17 protein-coding genes and 1 pseudogene are annotated in these 16344 nt (G+C 72.1%); 12 read left to right on the top strand and 6 right to left on the bottom strand.

Annotation, left to right across the window (positions count from 1 at the left end; all coding sequences use genetic code 11):
- Window positions 1-26 precede the first annotated feature (26 nt).
- The gene (locus tag AB0L29_RS03465; protein ID WP_365822854.1) at window positions 27-1289 is read right to left on the bottom strand and encodes an MFS transporter; all 1263 of its coding nucleotides are present in this window, start codon (window positions 1287-1289) and stop codon (window positions 27-29) included.
- A gap of 182 nt (window positions 1290-1471) precedes the next feature.
- Between AB0L29_RS03465 and AB0L29_RS03460 the strand changes: the two genes are divergently transcribed.
- Window positions 1472-2233 carry a phosphoglyceromutase gene (locus AB0L29_RS03460; protein ID WP_365822852.1) on the top strand — a complete coding sequence of 254 codons (762 nt, stop codon included), beginning with the start codon at window positions 1472-1474 and terminating at the stop codon, window positions 2231-2233.
- 676 nt (window positions 2234-2909) lie between these two features.
- On the opposite strand, the pseudogene AB0L29_RS03455 reads toward AB0L29_RS03460, so the two are convergent.
- Window positions 2910-3491, bottom strand: a pseudogene (locus AB0L29_RS03455) (site-specific integrase); the annotation flags it as partial.
- Between the two features lie 205 nt (window positions 3492-3696).
- Here AB0L29_RS03455 and AB0L29_RS03450 point away from each other — a divergent pair.
- From AB0L29_RS03450 to AB0L29_RS03440, 3 genes are all read left to right on the top strand, one after another.
- Window positions 3697-4359 carry a DedA family protein gene (locus tag AB0L29_RS03450; RefSeq protein ID WP_365822850.1) on the top strand — a complete coding sequence of 221 codons (663 nt, stop codon included), beginning with the start codon at window positions 3697-3699 and terminating at the stop codon, window positions 4357-4359.
- Between the two features lie 92 nt (window positions 4360-4451).
- Window positions 4452-5675 (top strand): sensor histidine kinase, encoded by a 1224-nt coding sequence (locus AB0L29_RS03445; RefSeq protein WP_365822848.1) that lies wholly within the window; start codon window positions 4452-4454, stop codon window positions 5673-5675.
- Entirely contained in the window at window positions 5675-6310 is a 636-nt protein-coding gene (locus tag AB0L29_RS03440) for a response regulator transcription factor (RefSeq protein WP_365823417.1), read from the top strand. Before AB0L29_RS03445 ends, AB0L29_RS03440 begins: the two co-directional genes overlap by 1 nt.
- Window positions 6311-6667: 357 nt before the next feature.
- On the opposite strand, the gene AB0L29_RS03435 is transcribed toward AB0L29_RS03440, so the two are convergent.
- Window positions 6668-7177 (bottom strand): ATP-binding protein, encoded by a 510-nt coding sequence (locus AB0L29_RS03435; RefSeq protein WP_365822846.1) that lies wholly within the window; start codon window positions 7175-7177, stop codon window positions 6668-6670.
- Between the two features lie 177 nt (window positions 7178-7354).
- Here AB0L29_RS03435 and AB0L29_RS03430 point away from each other — a divergent pair, with 177 nt between their 5' ends.
- The 5 genes from AB0L29_RS03430 to AB0L29_RS03410 all read left to right on the top strand — a co-directional run bounded on the left by AB0L29_RS03430 (window position 7355) and on the right by AB0L29_RS03410 (window position 10698).
- Window positions 7355-8269 carry a helix-turn-helix transcriptional regulator gene (locus AB0L29_RS03430; protein WP_365822844.1) on the top strand — a complete coding sequence of 305 codons (915 nt, stop codon included), beginning with the start codon at window positions 7355-7357 and terminating at the stop codon, window positions 8267-8269.
- Window positions 8232-8363 (top strand): DUF397 domain-containing protein, encoded by a 132-nt coding sequence (locus AB0L29_RS03425; RefSeq protein ID WP_365822842.1) that lies wholly within the window; start codon window positions 8232-8234, stop codon window positions 8361-8363. Before AB0L29_RS03430 ends, AB0L29_RS03425 begins: the two co-directional genes overlap by 38 nt.
- 281 nt (window positions 8364-8644) lie before the next feature.
- Window positions 8645-9580, top strand: a complete 936-nt coding sequence (locus tag AB0L29_RS03420; RefSeq protein ID WP_365822840.1) for a hypothetical protein — start codon at window positions 8645-8647, stop codon at window positions 9578-9580.
- An 85-nt stretch (window positions 9581-9665) separates the two neighbouring features.
- A complete protein-coding gene (locus AB0L29_RS03415) occupies window positions 9666-10322 on the top strand; it encodes a DUF433 domain-containing protein (protein WP_365822838.1) in 657 nt (218 codons plus the stop codon).
- Window positions 10312-10698 carry a toxin-antitoxin system, toxin component, PIN family protein gene (locus AB0L29_RS03410; protein WP_365822836.1) on the top strand — a complete coding sequence of 129 codons (387 nt, stop codon included), beginning with the start codon at window positions 10312-10314 and terminating at the stop codon, window positions 10696-10698. The genes AB0L29_RS03415 and AB0L29_RS03410 overlap by 11 nt, the downstream gene beginning before the upstream one ends.
- 91 nt (window positions 10699-10789) lie before the next feature.
- Here AB0L29_RS03410 and AB0L29_RS03405 read toward each other — a convergent pair whose 3' ends face one another.
- Window positions 10790-11218 carry a DUF2000 domain-containing protein gene (locus AB0L29_RS03405; protein ID WP_365822834.1) on the bottom strand — a complete coding sequence of 143 codons (429 nt, stop codon included), beginning with the start codon at window positions 11216-11218 and terminating at the stop codon, window positions 10790-10792.
- A gap of 49 nt (window positions 11219-11267) precedes the next feature.
- On the opposite strand from AB0L29_RS03405, the gene AB0L29_RS03400 reads away from it, so the two are divergent.
- Window positions 11268-12080 (top strand): AraC family transcriptional regulator, encoded by an 813-nt coding sequence (locus tag AB0L29_RS03400; RefSeq protein ID WP_365822833.1) that lies wholly within the window; start codon window positions 11268-11270, stop codon window positions 12078-12080.
- Between the two features lie 78 nt (window positions 12081-12158).
- Here AB0L29_RS03400 and AB0L29_RS03395 read toward each other — a convergent pair whose 3' ends face one another.
- Together AB0L29_RS03395 and mshA are read right to left on the bottom strand one after the other, a co-directional pair.
- Window positions 12159-12662 (bottom strand): YbjN domain-containing protein, encoded by a 504-nt coding sequence (locus AB0L29_RS03395; RefSeq protein WP_365822831.1) that lies wholly within the window; start codon window positions 12660-12662, stop codon window positions 12159-12161.
- Complete coding sequence (gene mshA, locus AB0L29_RS03390; protein ID WP_365822829.1) at window positions 12655-13992, bottom strand: D-inositol-3-phosphate glycosyltransferase; 1338 nt, start codon at window positions 13990-13992, stop codon at window positions 12655-12657. The genes AB0L29_RS03395 and mshA overlap by 8 nt, the downstream gene beginning before the upstream one ends.
- 215 nt (window positions 13993-14207) lie before the next feature.
- On the opposite strand from mshA, the gene AB0L29_RS03385 reads away from it, so the two are divergent.
- Window positions 14208-15020 carry a class I SAM-dependent methyltransferase gene (locus AB0L29_RS03385; protein WP_365822827.1) on the top strand — a complete coding sequence of 271 codons (813 nt, stop codon included), beginning with the start codon at window positions 14208-14210 and terminating at the stop codon, window positions 15018-15020.
- A 153-nt stretch (window positions 15021-15173) separates the two neighbouring features.
- The gene (locus AB0L29_RS03380; protein ID WP_365822825.1) at window positions 15174-16253 is read left to right on the top strand and encodes an NlpC/P60 family protein; all 1080 of its coding nucleotides are present in this window, start codon (window positions 15174-15176) and stop codon (window positions 16251-16253) included.
- Window positions 16254-16344: the final 91 nt, after the last annotated feature.

The following is a 16344-nucleotide window of genomic DNA, read 5'->3' as shown; positions in this document are numbered from 1 at the left end:
GAGTCCCTCCGCTTCTATACGGGCTTCTATGCGGGCGCGGAGTCCCGCCGCGCCCCGGCCTCGGCCGGGGCCGGGAGCGCGTCCGGCTCCGACGCCGGCAGGCCCCGCATCAGCGCCGCGTACCCGGCCGCCGCCAGCGTGCCCACCACCGCGCACAGCCCCCACAGCCACTCGGCCCCGAACCGGTCGATGACGAAGCCGGACATCAGCGGGGCGACCAGGGAGGCCACCGACCAGGACATGGTGTACACGCCCTGGTAGCGCCCCCGGCCGTGCGGCGGGGAGAGGCGGACGACGAGACCGGTCTGCGTCGGGGCGTTGACGATCTCGGCGAGGGTCCACACGCAGACGGTGAGGGCGAAGACGCCGACCGACCCGGCGAAGGCGGTGAGCCCGAAGCCGTACCCCGCGAGGAGGGACGAGACCACGAGCAGCCGCCGGGCGTCGCGGTGTTCGATGAAACGGGTCACCGGGATCTGCAGCACCACGATGAGCACGCCGTTGGCGGCGATGACCATGCCGTAGTCGGCCGGGCTGAACCCGGCCTCGCCCATGGCCACGGGCAGGCCGAGCGAGCCCTGCTGGAAGATCAGCGCGATGAGGAAGGACAGGCCGACGACGCCCATGAAACGCCCGTCGCGCACGACGGTGCCCAGGCCGACGGCGTCGTCCGGGGACTGTCCCCGGGGCCCGGCCGGCCGGGACTCCGGTACCTTCAGGAAGACCACGATCGCGCAGGCCATCGTCATGCCCGCCTCCAGGAGGAACCCGGACAGGTAGCTGACCTCGGCGATGAAGCCCGCGGCCGTGGAGGAGACGGCGAAGCCGAGGTTGATGGCCCAGTAGTTGAGGGAGAAGGCCCGGATGCGGTCCTCGGGCTCGACGATGTCGGCCATCATCGCCTGCACGGCCGGCCGGGAGGCGTTGCTCGCCATGCCGACCAGGAAGGCGACGGCCGCGATGGCGAGCGGGTCGCGCACGAACCCGAGCAGCGCGACGGACACGGCGGTGGACACCTGGGCGACGAGCAGGGTCGGCCGCCGTCCCAGCCGGTCGGTCATCACCCCGGCACCCAGCGAGGAGACGACCCCGCCGAGCCCGTGCAGGGCCACGACCAGACCGGCGTACGAGGCGGAGTAGCCGCGGTCGAGGGTGAGGTACAGCGCCATGAAGGTGGCGACGAAGCCGCCGAGCCGGTTGACGAGCGTGCTGGTCCACAGCCACCAGAACGCCCGGGGCAGCCCCGAGACGGACTCCCGGACGGCGCGTCCGGCACGGGCGTACGGCATGAAGTTCCCCCCACGGGTGCAAACGGTCCGAATGTAAGCGGCTGGAGCAGTGAGCACGCCTTACGGAAACCAACCTACGAGCGCCCGCGCCGGGGGAGCCATTCAGTTGACGGATCTTGTCAACCGTCCGCCCTGCGGGCGGGGCGCGCGGGCGAACAGCGGGTTCGATTACGCTCGGGGCCATGGCCGACGCACCGTACAAGCTGATCCTCCTCCGCCACGGCGAGAGCGAGTGGAACGCGAAGAACCTGTTCACCGGCTGGGTGGACGTGAACCTGAACGAGAAGGGCGAGAAGGAGGCGCTTCGCGGCGGTGAGCTGCTGAAGGACGCCGGCCTGCTGCCCGACGTCGTCCACACGTCCCTCCAGAAGCGCGCCATCCGCACGGCGCAGATCGCCCTGGAGGCCGCCGACCGCCACTGGATCCCGGTCCACCGCTCCTGGCGCCTGAACGAGCGTCACTACGGCGCCCTGCAGGGCAAGGACAAGGCCCAGACGCTCGCCGAGTTCGGCGAGGAGCAGTTCATGCTGTGGCGCCGCTCGTACGACACCCCGCCGCCGCCGCTCGAGGACGGCGCCGAGTTCTCCCAGGCGGACGACCCGCGCTACGCGACGATCCCGCCGGAGCTGCGTCCGCGCACCGAGTGCCTCAAGGACGTCGTCGTCCGCATGCTCCCCTACTGGTACGACGGCATCGTCCCCGACCTCCTGGCCGGCCGCACGGTCCTGGTCGCCGCCCACGGCAACAGCCTGCGCGCCCTGGTCAAGCACCTGGACGGCATCTCCGACGCCGACATCGCGGGCCTGAACATCCCGACGGGCATCCCGCTGTACTACGAGCTGGACGCCGCCTTCAAGCCGGTGACGCCGGGCGGCCGCTACCTCGACCCGGAGGCCGCCGCGGCGGCGATCGAGGCGGTCAAGAACCAGGGCAAGAAGAAGTAAGCAGTACTGATCAAGCTCCCTACCTGCGGCTTTTCCGTAGGTAGGGAGCTTGTTTCTGCACTGGGGCCGTCGCTGGGCCGTGAAAGGGATGCGGGGCCGCTGTCAAGGGCTCTCGCGCGCCTCGGTGAATAGCGATGTGCCCGGTATGCTGTTCGCGCCTCACCTGAACCTCCCCTGAACTCCGCGTAGATGCGCGTGAGTTCCAAGGCTCCGGCCCGATCGGCGGGCCGGCTGGAGGAGAAGGGAGGCGGTAGAGGTGAGCCTTGAGAAGGACGAACCTCGTAGGTGGACCAGTGCTGAGAGGTGGCAGGTCTGGCTTACGGGGGCAGGCCTCGTGGTGGCCATCGCTACCGGCGTGATGCAGTTCGCTCGATGAGCGAGTCACGCGCGAGGACGGTCGCGACCGGGAGCTGTACATGCAGCGAGCCCGGTCTGCTGCTAGGCGACCGGGCTCGTTGACTGCGAGGGGCCTGGGTCTGGTTGCCGCCGGATCCAGGTCCTCGGTCGTCCGAGGCGCCCTAGGCCCTACGTGAGCCACCTCAAGCTACTCAGACATTGCAATGCAATGTCTCACGACGTAGCTAATTCCATCAAGTTTTGTGGGCCTGAGCCCGAGCTGAGATTGCTCTTCGCTGCCATCGCCGAACTGTAGCGATGATCGTTTCGAAGAGATCCGTTACCTGCAACCGAAGACGGACGCCACTGCCTTGCGGGTGCGCTCCTGGCTGGACGGCATGAGGTGGGCGTAGACGCGGAGCGTCAGGCCCGGGTCCGAGTGGCCCAGGTATTCGGCGAGGGCCTTGATGTTCTCCCCCGGGTCCAGGAGTACCGAGGCGTAGAAGTGGCGGAGGGCGTGCATGCCGTTCTCGCGGGACTCGGCGTACGGCCGACCCTGCTCGGGCACAGGGATGACACCCGCCGCAGCCAGCGCTGGCTTCCACGCCTCCCCATTGAGCGACGTATGCCAGACGTGCCCGCCACGGGGCCCGGTGAAGATGAGCCGCTTGGTCACCGGAGGTCCGTCGGCGACCTTCCACGGCAAGGTGATCTCGACCGGCGGGAACCGCTTCATGTGCGCCCGGAGCGCATCGGCGACGGGGCTGGGCAGCGGCGCGTCCCGCAGCTTGCCGCCCTTCGGAGGCGCGAACACGGCCTTGCTGCGGCTCAGCTTCAGTTGCTGGACCACGTGGAGCGTGTCCGACTCGAAGTCGATGGCATCGACGGCCACGCCCAGGATCTCGCCCTGGCGTAGCCCGCAGCGCCGTCCCGGCTGTCGGCGACAAGTCCTGGTCCCGTCCGGCACGGTGCCCGGTCCCCACGGGTGCGGTTTTCCGCAGGGTGAGCGGTGCGGAAAACCGCACCGGACCGGACGGCAAACCGCATACCGCCTTTGAGCTGCGATTTCTAGCTTGGAGGGCAGTCGGGGCGCCTGCCCCGGCCGACCCGCGAGCTGGGAGACTCAGATGCGCCTCACGTCCTTGGCCCTGCCGCACGAACCCGCCGACGGCATCGCGGGCTGGGCCGCGGACCTCGTCGACACCATGGGTGGTCCCGGAGCCGGCCTGGCCATCGCGCTGGAGAACCTCTTCCCGCCACTGCCGAGCGAGGTGATCCTGCCGCTGACCGGGTTCGCCGCCGGGCAGGGAGTCCTCACCCTGGCCTCGGCGTTGTTCTGGACCACGCTCGGCTCGGTCGCGGGAGCCGTGGTCCTCTACTGGATCGGCATGCTCTTCGGCCGTGACCGCATGCACGCGATCTGGGCGAAGCTGCCGCTGGTGAAGGTTTCCGACCTGGAGCGCACGGAGCAGTGGTTCGCGAAACACGGCACCAAGGCGGTCTTCCTCGGCCGCATGGTGCCGATCTTCCGCAGCCTCGTCTCCGTCCCTGCCGGGGTGGAGCGCATGCCCCTGCCCGTGTTCGTCATGCTGACCACGCTCGGCAGCCTGATCTGGAACTCGGTCCTGGTGATGGCCGGTTACTGGCTGGGCGACCGGTGGGAGATCGTGGAGGGCTACGTCGGGATCCTCTCCAAGGCGGTGCTGGTCCTGGTGGTCGTCGCCGTCGCGGCATACGTCGCCGTACGGCTGCGCGGCCGCAACCAGGCCCAGCACCGCCGCACTTCATGACTCGCAGCAGCCGCGCTCGCGAAGTGGCCCCGTCCCGCCCGCGGCCTGAGCGATCTTGTTCCGGCCGTGCGGCCCCGCTAGGCTCGGCCCTCGTGCAGGGGGACTCCGCAGGTATCACCGCCCGTCACCTGCCGCGCGCACCGGGCCGGGACGACTCCGGCGGGGGCGATGCCGCAGCAGTCCCGCCGGCCTCCTGGCCGCGCCGGAGCGTCGGTACGTTCCTCGGTTGCCTCACGGCCCTGCTCGGCTTCCTCCACTTCCTCGTGGTCGGCACCGCCCTCGGCCCCTTCCTGCTGTGGCCGCCCACCCGGACCAGTGCCCTCGGCATCGTCATGGCCGGAGCCCGTCGGCTGACGGCCCTGGAACGGATGCGCCGGGCCGTCTTCTTCGGCGACGGCTTTCCCGAGCACTACAAGGCGTCCGACCGGAAGATCCTCCGCTACCTGGCGGTCCGCAGCTACACAGGGCTGCTGTGCGGCGTCGTGCTCGGACTGCTGGGTGTCGGGATCGTCCTGGCGGGGCTGCTCGTGAGGGGAACGGCCCAGGGAAGCCTGCGCTGGGACGAGTTGCTGATGCAGGTGCTCCTCGGCAGTGTGCTGCTCTTCCTCGACGTCCAGGGGCTCCGCTCGCTCGCCGCCCTGGACGCGCGCATCGCCCGCGAGTGTTTCGGCCCCTCCGAACGGGAACTGCTGGAGCGGCGCATCCACGAACTGGCCACCAGCCGGGCGGCGGTCGTGCAGGCGGTGGATGCCGAACGCCGGCGCATCGAGCGGGACCTCCACGACGGGATCCAGCAGCGGCTGGTGGCGCTGGGCATGCTGCTCGGCCGGGCACGCAGGGGACGCGGTCCCGAGCAGGCGGACGCCCTGCTGCGCCAGGCGCACGAGGAGTCCCGGGACATCCTCGCGGAGCTGCGCGAAGTGACCTGGCGGATCTATCCCTCGGCGCTGGACAGTCTGGGACTCGAGGAAGCCCTGGGCGGAGTGTCCGAGCGGTGCGGCATCCCCGTCCGTACGGAGTTCGACGTCGGTGGGCCACTGCCGCAACCGGTGGAAACCGCAGCGTACTTCGTGGTGTCGGAGTCCGTGACCAACGCGGCCAAGCACTCCGGTGCCACGGCTGTCTCCGTGCGGGTGGTGCTCCGCGAAGGAGTGCTCACGGTGCGGGTCCAGGACAACGGCAAGGGCGGCGCGAACCCCGCGGGCGGCGGGCTGAGCGGACTGCGCAGCAGGACGGCCGCGCTCGACGGCGTCCTGCGCGTCGACAGCCCCGAAGGGGGACCCACCACCATCACCGCGGAGCTGCCGTGCGCCTGATGATCGCCGAGGACTCGACCCTGCTGCGCGAAGGGCTGGTCCGGCTCCTCGTCGAGGAGGGACACGAGGTCCTGGGCGCGTTCGGCGACGCCGGTCCCCTGCTGGAGGAGACGGCCTCGCGCCAGCCCGACGTCGTCGTCCTCGACATCCGGATGCCACCGACGCACACCGACGAGGGACTGCGCGCAGCGCTGGAGATCCGCGAGCGGTGGCCAAAGGTCGGCGTGCTGGTGCTGTCCCAGCACATCGAGCGCACCTACGCGGTGCAACTGCTGGCCTCCCACGCGGAACGGGTGGGATACCTCCTCAAGGACCGCGTCGCCCAGGTGGAGGAGTTCCTGGACGCGTTGGAACGCATCCGGGCGGGGGGCGCCGCCATCGACCCCGAGGTGGTGCGGCAACTGGTCATCCGCACGACGCACGCAGATCCGCTGGCCCGTCTCACGCCCCGCGAACGCAGCGTTCTGGAGACCCTGGCCCAGGGGCACACCAACACGGCGATCGCGCAGAAGCTGCACATCTCGCTGAGCGCGGTGGAGAAGAACCTCAACGCGATCTTCGACAAGCTGGAGTTGCCCCACACCACCGGTTACAGCCGGCGGATCCTGGCGGTCCTGAGGTATCTGAAGTCGTAGGGGCGCCGGTCTCAGATCAGGGACGTCGGTCGCAGGTCACGCGCGCGCTCCTCGCCCGGACCGCCCCATGCTCCCTGGTCCGGCCTCCGGGCCGCGGTGGACGGCCCCGGGGTCCCCGGGTGCGCCTGTGCGGCCGGGTTCCGGATCCGCGGGTTTTCCGGCTCATGCCGTGGGCCGTCGGTGGGCAGAGGGCAACCAGGCCATTCCCATCCATCCTCGACGACCTGCTGACGGACGACACGGCGGAAGTGATCATGAACGTCACGCAGCCTCAGGACGAGCCTCCACCGCATGAGGAGCCGACCAGCCTGGGCGACCCCACCAGCACAGGTCAGGCGTAGGGAATCCAGTCGGCCCTCAGCAGTCGGCACGTCCACCTGTCGTGCAGGAGACCTCCACCTCCGCCCAGACCGTCTTGCCCACGGGGTGGCGGGGAGTCGAGCCCCAGCGCACGGCCAGGGCGTCCACCAGGAGCAGGCCACGGCCCGATTCTCCGTCGGGGGACGACGTGGGCGGGGCGACGGGTGGCCGTTTCTCGGCGGCCGCGTCGGCGACCTCGATCCGGACCAGGCCCGACGCCTCGTCCAGGCGGAGCCGGAGAAGGAAGTCGCGCCCCGGCACCCGGCCGTGCCGAACGGCGTTCGCGGCGAGTTCGCCGACGACCAGGGCGACCGCGCACGACGCGTCCGACACCGGCGGGTACCCCCACTCCTCCATGCGCCGCACGGCCAGGCGCCGGGCGAGCCGCGCACCTCGGGGAGAGGAGGTGAACTGCGCCGCGAGCTCCGGGTGTTCGGCGGGGTCCGCCACGGGGGCTTCGGTGCTCCTTCGGGGTTCCTCACCCGAGGTGGTCGTTGCTGTCAGCACGGCGTGCCCGTCCTTGCCTGTCGAGTCCTGGATGTCCCGCTGTGTACGCGAGTCGTCACGTTCCGCGCTCAAGAGTCGTCGGGCGGCTCTACGCTCGGAAGGTGACGCAGCCTTACCTTTCGGTTCGTAAAGGACGGAAGTAACGCCTTGGCCAACGGAATTGACCCCAGTACGTCGATGGCGGCGCTGTTCGGTTCGCGGGTGCGCAGACTCCGCACGGCGGCCGGACTGACCCAGGAGGAACTCGGCCGGAGGACACACGTGGTGGGCACGCGGATCACGCAGATCGAGCGGGCCTCCGGAGCCAAACCGACGCTGGAGCTGGCACGGGCGCTGGACGCCGCCCTCGGGGCGGACAACCTGCTGGTGGAGTTGTGGCCGTACGTGTACCGGGAGGCGTTCCCGGACTGGTCGCGGAAGTTCATCGCGTATTCGGAGAGGGCGGTGGAGATCAGGCAGTACGCCGCCCATCTGGTGTCAGGTTTGCTCCAGACCGAGGAGTATGCGCGTGCCGTTCTGAGCGTCGGTCTGACACTCAGCAACGAGCAGCAGTTGGAAGAACGGCTCACCGCGCGAATGGGACGACAGGAGCGGCTCGGCTCGCACGAGCGTCCGGAGCTGTGGGTGGTCCTGGACGAAGCGGTCCTCAGGCGTCCGATCGGCGGACATGCCGTGATGCGGACGCAGTTGGAACGGCTGCTTGAGGCGGCAGCGGAACGCCACATCGTCGTGCAGGTACTGCCGTTCGACCAAGGGGCGCACGACGCGATGGGCGGTTCCCTGACGGTTCTGACGCTGCCGGACGGCTCGGAGGTCGCCTACACGGAGGGCGCGCATTACGGCCAACTGATCGAGGATCCGGCAGAGGTCAGGCGCTTTGCGGTCACCTACGATCGGCTACGGGCGGAAGCCCTGCCCCCGCTCATGTCACTCGACATGATCCGATCCGTGATGGAGGGCTACAACCGTGGAGCGAATGTCCCGTCCCGATCTGAGCGACGCCGCGTGGCGCAAGAGCAGCTACAGCAATCAGGAAGGGGGCGACTGCGTAGAGGTGGCCGACGGGTTCCCCGGCGTCGTGCCCGTCCGTGACAGCAAGGTGCCGAGCGGGCCCGCCCTCGCCTTCCAGGACAGCTCCTGGTCGGCGTTCATAGGGGAGTTGAAGGCCGGCCGGCACCGGATCTGAGCCGGCCGGGTACCGGTAACGGGCCCGTCTTCCCGGTCCGCCGGGTCCTTGTCCGCGAGGGCCCGGCGGGCCACCGGCCTCCTAAAGAACCGGGTACAGGACTACCCGCCCACCCACCCTCCCCCGCCGGAAGGCCCACGTCACCCGTCCGAGTGACCGGCTTGCCCGGGCGGGATACGGACGGTTACGTTCGCCGCGACAACCGCAAACAGATACGGCCCCCGGCCGGGACTGGCATCCCGATCGAGGGCCTGACCGATCAGGAAGCAGCAACCTTCCCGATGGCTGACCCGCAGTCTAACGCGCGCCTGCGCGCCGACGCCGGAGCTCCGACCTCCGGCGTGATCCACGTCCGCACCCGCCTCACGGCCGACTTCACCGTGCTCTCCAACGCCCTCGCGCAACGGCGCGGCAGCGCGGTCACCGTCGGCGTCGCGGCCTACATCTCCTCCCTGCCCGACGGCTCCCCCGTGAGCATCGCCGCCCTGTGCGAGCACTTCAGCGAGGGCGAGATCCTCATCTCGCGGGCGCTCAGGGAGCTCGAAGCCGCCGGATACCTGGAGCGCCGCCGCGAGCGGCTGCCCACCGGGCGGATCCGGACCCGGACGTACTTCCACGGCGTTCCCGGCGGCGTTCCCGGCGATGATCCGCAGCCGGACCCGGACGGGCCTCCCGGGCCGCCGAGGCCGAGCCGGTCCCGGGAGCAGCCCGCCGCCACGGCGGCCACGCCCCCGTCCGTGACCACGACCCCGTCCACGACCGCTACCGCGCCGGAGACAGCGCACACGCCCGCACCGGCCGAGGCCAAGGCGGAGACGGACGCTCCGGTCCCGCTCGCCGACGCCGACCCGCGGGCCGTCGCCGTCCTCGCCGCCCTGCGCCGTGTCGATCCGCGGCTGGTCCTCTCCGAGCGGGAGGCCGCACGCCTCGCACCGGCCGTCGCCCGGTGGCTCGCGGCCGGCGTCGAGGCGCCCCGGATCACCGAGCTGCTCACCGCGGGGCTCCCCGACCGCCTCCTCGCCCGCCCGGCGGGCATCCTCGCCTTCCGCCTGCGCGAGACGCCCCTGCCCGCCCCGCCCCCGCCGGCGCGTCCCGTGGAACGCCCGGCCATCCTGCCCTTCCAGACCTGCGACGGCTGCGAGCGTGCCTTCCGCGCGCCGGAACCCGGACACTGCCGCGACTGCCGGTCCGGGAACCGTCTGCGCGCGGCGGGCTGAGCCGGTGGCCGGGTGTGTGCTCGCCCCGCCGGTGGGAGGCTTGATGTGCGACGATGCGGGACCTGGCACCAGGAGGAGGTGGGACATGGTCGACAGGTTCAAGGACGGTCTTCTGACGCCCACGGAGACCGCCTCCTATCTGGAGATCCCGCAGTCGACCCTCGCGTCGTGGCTGAAGGGCAGGGCCGCCGGGGCGCCTCTGGTCCACCAGGTGGAGCCGGTACGCAAGGGGCAGCCTTCGGTGCCCTTCATCGCGGTGGCCGAGGCGCACGTCCTGCGTTCCCTGCGTTCCCTGGGGCTCCGCATGAGCGAGATCAGGGAGGCGGCCGCCGCCGTACGGGACGCCTTCGACACCCCCTACGGCCTCGTGTCCAAGCGGATCGCCACGGACGGCGTGGACATCTTCGTCGAACACGGCCTGGGGGATCTCCGCAGGGCCCGCGACGGCCAGGCGCCCATCCAGGAAGTGGTCTCCGACTATCTCCGTTACCTGACCTGGGAGTCGGACGACGACTTCCCCTCCAGCCTGCGGCTGAGGCAGTACCCGGATTCCGTCCCCGTGGTGATCGATCCGCGGTTCGGCCACGGCCTCCCCGTGGTGGCCGCCAACCGGGTCACGGTCAAGGCCATCACCGACCTTTGGGAAGCCGGCGAAACGGTCGAGGACATCGCGTACGACTACGACATGACGCCCGAGCAGGTGGACGCGCTCTGCCAAGCAGTGGTGCACCTTGCCGCCTGAGTTCTTCCTGGACCGGAACCTCGGGCGCCGGGTCGCCGAAGGGCTGAGAGCCTGCGGATGGACGGTCCACCGGATCGGAGACGTCTTCCCGGACGACGGGCAGGACGTCCCGGACGAGGAATGGATCGCTCACGGCCTCGACCGGGCCTGGGTCCCTCTCTCGAAGGACGGGCGGATCAAGACCCGGGACCTGGAGATCCGGCCCGTCCTGGAGCGCGGGGCGGTGCTGTTCTACCTGGACAACCAGCAGCTCCGCAGCGCCGAGATGGTCGAACGGCTCGCCGCCCGCCGTGATGCCATCCACCGAGCCGTCGAGAAGGGCGGTCCGGCGGCCTACGCAGTGCGACACGACCGCATCGAGCGCACCTGGCCCTGACGGGGACCCGGCCGTGGAGGCGGGGTCCTGCGAACCTCGCTGACGGGCGTAAGGGCAAACCGGCGGCCTGTGCGGGGTGGCACGCCCCGGGTCACGGATGCATCCGTGCGCCCTTCGTCGTCTTGTCCACCGCGTTCTTCGGTCCGTACACCGCCAGTCCCACCAGGTCCAGGTCCCCGGTGCCCACGGCCCCGACCGCCGCGCGGTTGTCGCGGTCGTTGCCCGTGGTGAAGAGGTCGGAGGTGAAGACGGCCCGGGTCAGGGAGCGGGACAGGGCGCGTGCGTGGGCCGTCCTGAGGAGCTCCTTGGTGCCTTCGAAGACCAGGACCGGCTGGCGGAACATCGGCAGGTAGGGCACGCCGTCCGCGTCCTCGTACGGTTCGCCGATCACCTCGGGGACGTCGGTGCCGAGGCCGCTGACCAGGAAGGCGGTGACGTTGAGGCGCTGCCAGGGCTCGAGGTCCTCGCGCAGCAGGACGGCGATCTTCGTGTCGAAGCGGATGGGCTGCTCAGTGCTCATGCACCGAGGGTGCCGACCGGCCGGCCGCGGCGTCTTGTACGTTCTTTGCATGGGCCTTCGCAGGGATGCGCGGGGCGACGACGTCTCCGCCTGGCGGCCCCGTGTACCGGGGGTCGTCGAGGTTCTCCACGCCCGGTTCACCGAGTACGCGTACCCGATGCACGTGCACGAGGCGTGGACGCTGCTGATCGTCGACGACGGGGCCGTGCGGTACGACCTGGAGCGGCACGCGCACGGCACCCCGCTCGACACCGTGTCCCTGCTGCCGCCGCACGTCCCGCACAACGGCTCGCCCGCCACCCCCGGCGGCTTCCGCAAGCGGGTGCTGTACCTCGGCGGCGAGCTGCTGCCCCACGACCTCATCGGGGCCGCGGTCGACGGCCCCGACCTGCGGGATCCGCTGCTGCGGCGGCGCGTGGGGCAGCTGCACGCCGCGCTCGCGCGGCCCGGCGAGGAGCTGGAGGCCGAGAGCCGGCTGGTCTTCGTCGGGGAGCGGCTGCGGGCCCATCTGCGGCCCCGGGTCCCCCTCGGCGTCCCGCGCCGCGATCCCGCGCTGGCGCGCCGGCTGCGCGAGCTGCTCGACGAGCGGGTCGTCGAGGGGCTGGGCCTGGAGGAGGCCGCGGCGCTGCTGCACGCCCATCCCGCCCACCTCGTGCGGGCGTTCAGCGGTGCGTACGGCATCGCCCCGCACCAGTACCTGATGTCGCTCCGCGTGGGCCGCGCCCGGCGGCTGCTCCTGGAGGGCCGGTCGCCGGGCCGGGTCGCGGCCGCCACGGGCTTCTACGACCAGGCCCACCTCACCCGGCACTTCCGCAGGCTGGTGGGGGTGACGCCGGGACGTTACCGGACGAGCGGGCCCTGAGGCCGGGCACCGGCGGCCGCCGACCGGACGACCTCCGGCCGGGCGGGCTCAAGCCGGGCCGGCGTCAGCGGGCCGGCGTCAGTCGGACGGGCGCTCCAGCAGGTGCGTGAACGCCTCCAGGTTGCGCGTCGGCTCGCCGCGCGAGACGCGCCAGGCGTACTCCTTGCGGATCGCGGACGCGAAGCCGAGTTCCAGCAGGGTGTTGAAGCTGCCGTCGGCGGCCTCCAGGACCTGGCCGAGGAGGCGGTCGACCTCCTCGGCGGTGACGGCGGACAGCGGCAGCCGGCCGGTGACGTAGACGTCGCCGTGCCGGTCGACGGCGTAACTCACCCCGTACAGCTTGAGGTTGCGTTCCAGGAGCCAGCGGTGGACGGCCGCCTCGTTCTCGTCGGGGTGGCGGATGACGAAGGCGTTCAGCGACAGGGAGTGGCGGCCGGCGATGAGGGAGACCGTCGTCGACAGCTTGTGGGTGCCCGGGAGTTTGACGACGTAGGTGCCGTCCGCGGGGCTCTCCCATTCGAGCCCGGCGTCCTTGAGGACGTCCTCGATGACCTGTGCCGCCCGCCGCTCCGCTTCAGCCATGGTGCGAGCGTACGTGACGGCGGTGCGCGTGCGTCGCGGCCGTGTAGACGTCCGCCGTGGCGGCGGCCGCGGTGTCCCAGCCGAAGGACTGGGCGTGCCGGGCGGCGGCCGCGCCCATCCGGGGCGCGAGGTGCGGGTCGTCGGCGAAGGCGCGCAGCACGCGCGCGTAGTCGGCCGGGTCGTGCCCCTGGACGAGGAAGCCGGTCCGTCCGTCGCGCACGGCGACCGGGAGCCCGCCGACCGAGGCCGCCAGCACCGGGGTGCCCGCCGCCTGGGCCTCTATGGCGACCAGGCCGAAGGACTCGCTGTAGGAGGGCATCACCAGGACGGAGGCGGCGCGGAACCAGTCCGCGAGCTGCTCCTGGCCGACCGGCGGGCGGAACCGTACGACGTCGGCGATGCCCAGGCGCGCGGCGAGCTTGTGCAGGCCCTCCGGTTTGGCGAGGCCGCTGCCGCTGGGGCCGCCGACGACGGGGACGACGATGCGGGAGCGCAGCTCGGGCCGCTCGTCGAGGAGCACGGCCACCGCCCGCAGCAGCACGTCGGGGGCCTTGAGGGGCTGGATGCGGCCCGCGAAGAGCGGGATCAGCGCGTCCTGGGGCAGGCCGAGGCGGGCGCGGGCGGCGGCCCGGCCGTCCGCGGGCGAGAAGCGGGCGAGGTTCACGCCGGGGTGGACCACGGCGACCTTGGCCGGGTCGGCGGCGTAGTGCCGTACGAGCTCGTCGGCCTCCTCGGCCGTGTTGGCGATCAGGCGGTCGGCGGCGGCGACGATCTGGGTCTCGCCGATGACGCGGGCGGCCGGCTCGGGGGTGTCGCCGTCGGCCAGGTTGGCGTTCTTGACCTTGGCCATGGTGTGCATGGCGTGCACCAGGGGGACGCCCCAGCGCTGGGCGGCGAGCCAGCCGACGTGGCCGGAGAGCCAGTAGTGGGAGTGGACGAGGTCGTAGTGGCCGGGGCGGTGACCGGCCCAGGCCTGCATCACGCCGTGCGTGAAGGCGCACAGCTGGGCCGGGAGGTCCTCCTTGGCCAGACCCTCGTAGGGGCCGGCGTCGACGTGCCGGACGAGGACGCCCGGGGCGAGCTGGACGGTCGGCGGGAGGGCGGCGGCGGTCGCCCGCGTGAAGATCTCGACCTCGATGCCGAGCGCGGCCAGGCGCTGCGCGAGCTCCACTATGTAGACGTTCATGCCGCCGGCGTCGCCGGTGCCCGGCTGGTGGAGCGGGGAGGTGTGCACGGAGAGCATGGCCACGCGGCGGGGCCTGCGGTGCAGCCTCAGGCGCGGCGGGGTGGCCGGGGAGCGCCGTCCGAGCCTGCCGATGTACTGGCTCACAGTTGGCGTTCCTCCTCGCTTCGGGCATGCCTTCCGCAGGGCGTACGGCCCCTCCGAAGACGTGCAACGCCAGAGGGGGCCGCTCCATTTCCGGGTGGGCGGTTTTTGCCCAATCATTACCGGGGATCGCTCAACCGTTCGACGACGGAGGGCGTGGCACCCGGGTCCGACAGGCGCGGGGCCGCGGCCGGCGGCGCCCGCATACCCTCGTACGCATGACATCCCGCGCCGCCTCCCGCCCCGTGGGAACGGTGACGCGCGGGACGACCAACCCCAACCGGCTGCGCCGCATGGACCGCTGGATCGCGGCCGCGCACGGCGCCGAGCTGCGGCGCAGCGCCGACCCGGTCGCGGTCGACCTCGGATACGGGGCGGCCCCCTGGACGGCCGTCGAGCTGCTCGGCCGGCTCCGCACCGTCGCGCCCCGCGCGCGCGTGGTCGGCATCGAGATCGAACCGGCGCGGGTCGCGGCGGCCCGGCCCTACGCGCGCGAGGGCCTGGAATTCCGGCACGGCGGCTTCGAGGTCCCCATCCCCGGACGGCCCCTGCTCATCCGCGCCGCCAACGTCCTGCGGCAGTACGAGGAGGCCGAGGTCGCCGCCGTCTGGGAAGGGCTGTGCGCCCGCCTGGCCCCCGCGACGCGGGACTCCCGCGGCGGACTGCTGGTGGAGGGGACCTGCGACGAGATCGGGCGCCGGCACGTCTGGGTCGCCCTCGGCCCGGAGGGGCCGCGCACCGTCACCTTCGCGACCCGGCTCGGCTCCCTGGAACGCCCCTCCGACCTGGCCGAGCGCCTGCCGAAGGCGCTCATCCACCGCAACGTCCCCGGCGAGCCGGTGCACGCCTTCCTGCGCGACTTCGACCGCGCCTGGGCGGCCGCCGCCCCCTACGCCTCCTACGGCGCCCGGCAGCGCTGGATCCGCGCGGTGCGGGACCTGACGGCCGACTGGCCCGTGGCGGACGGGCCGGCGCGGTGGCGGCAGGGCGAAGTGACGGTGCGGTGGGAGGCGTTGGCGCCGCGCGGCTGAGTCCTCCGCTCCTTCCGGCCTGCGGGGAACGATCTCCGTGAGCCGTTCGTCACACACCCGGGGGGACGACCTCTGTCGCTTCGCGCGCCGGCATGACACCATCCCCCGCACGACCGGAAGTTACTGACGGTTAATCGGTTTGGGGGCTGGGACATGGGAGCGGGCAGGCGCGGCCTGATCACGGCGGCCGTGACCGTGGTGTGCGCGGTCACCGTACTGGCGGTACCGGGCACGGCGTTCGCGAGCCCCGGCCCCATACCGTCCCCGAGCGCGAGCGCGAGCGCGACCGCCGCGTCCGACCCGGACCTGGAGGCCGTGCGCGAGAAGCTCGACGGGCTCTACCGCGCGGCGGCCGTCGCCACCGACGAGTACAACGCCGCCGAGGAGAAGGCGCGGAAGCAGTCCGCCGAGATCGTCAGGCTGGCGAAGAAGACCGCCGAGGGCCGGGAGGAGCTGGCCGGGCTGAGGGACCGCGCGGGTGTCGCGGCCCGCGCCCAGTACCGCGCGGGCGGGATGCCGCCCGAGGCGTACCTGATGCTCGGCGACGACCCGCAGGACTTCCTCGACGGCACCCGCCGGGTGCGGCAGGGCCAGCACGCCACCAAGGGCCTGCTCGGCGAGCTGACCCGTGCCCAGGAGGACCTGGAGCAGTACGCGAAGGACGCCGCCGCGCAGTGGCGGAGGCTGGAGGCGGGGCGCAAGGCCAAGGCCGCGGCGCAGAAGAAGATCGAGAAGCGGATCGCGGCGGCCGAGAAGCTCGAGTCCGAGCTGGCGAAGGAGGAGCGCGAGCGCCTCGCCGAGCTGGAGCGCAGGGCCGCCCAGCGGGCGCAGACCGCCTGGCTGGACTCCGGCGTCCTCGACGAGGTCACCGGCAAGGCGTCCGAGCGGGGCAGGAAGGCGGTCGAGTACGCCCTCGCCCAGACCGGCAAACCGTACCGGTGGGGCGCCGAGGGACCGAAGGCGTACGACTGCTCCGGGCTGACCTCACAGGCCTGGGCGGCGGCCGGGCGGGACGTTCCGCGGACCTCGCAGCAGCAGTGGAAGCAGCTCGAACGCGTCGACGTCCAGGACATGCGGCCCGGCGACCTCGTCCTCTACTTCGACGACGCCAGCCACGTCGGGATGTACATCGGCGACGGCTCGATCGTGCACGCCCCGCGGCCCGGGCGGGCGGTGACGGTCACGGGCGCGGGGTCCATGCCGATACTCGGGGTGGTGCGCCCGGACGCGTGACCCCGCCGTGCGGGCGCCCCCCGGGGGGCCCCGGGGGCCGCGGGGGGCGCGGGGGGGGCCGGGGCCCCCCCGGCGGGGCCCCGGGCCCCCC

This window comes from Streptomyces sp. NPDC052701, assembly GCF_040678355.1.
Taxonomy (GTDB): Bacteria; Actinomycetota; Actinomycetes; order Streptomycetales; family Streptomycetaceae; genus Streptomyces.
Note: the sequence above shows the minus strand (reverse complement) of the source record. Positions and strands in the feature narration are given on the sequence as shown.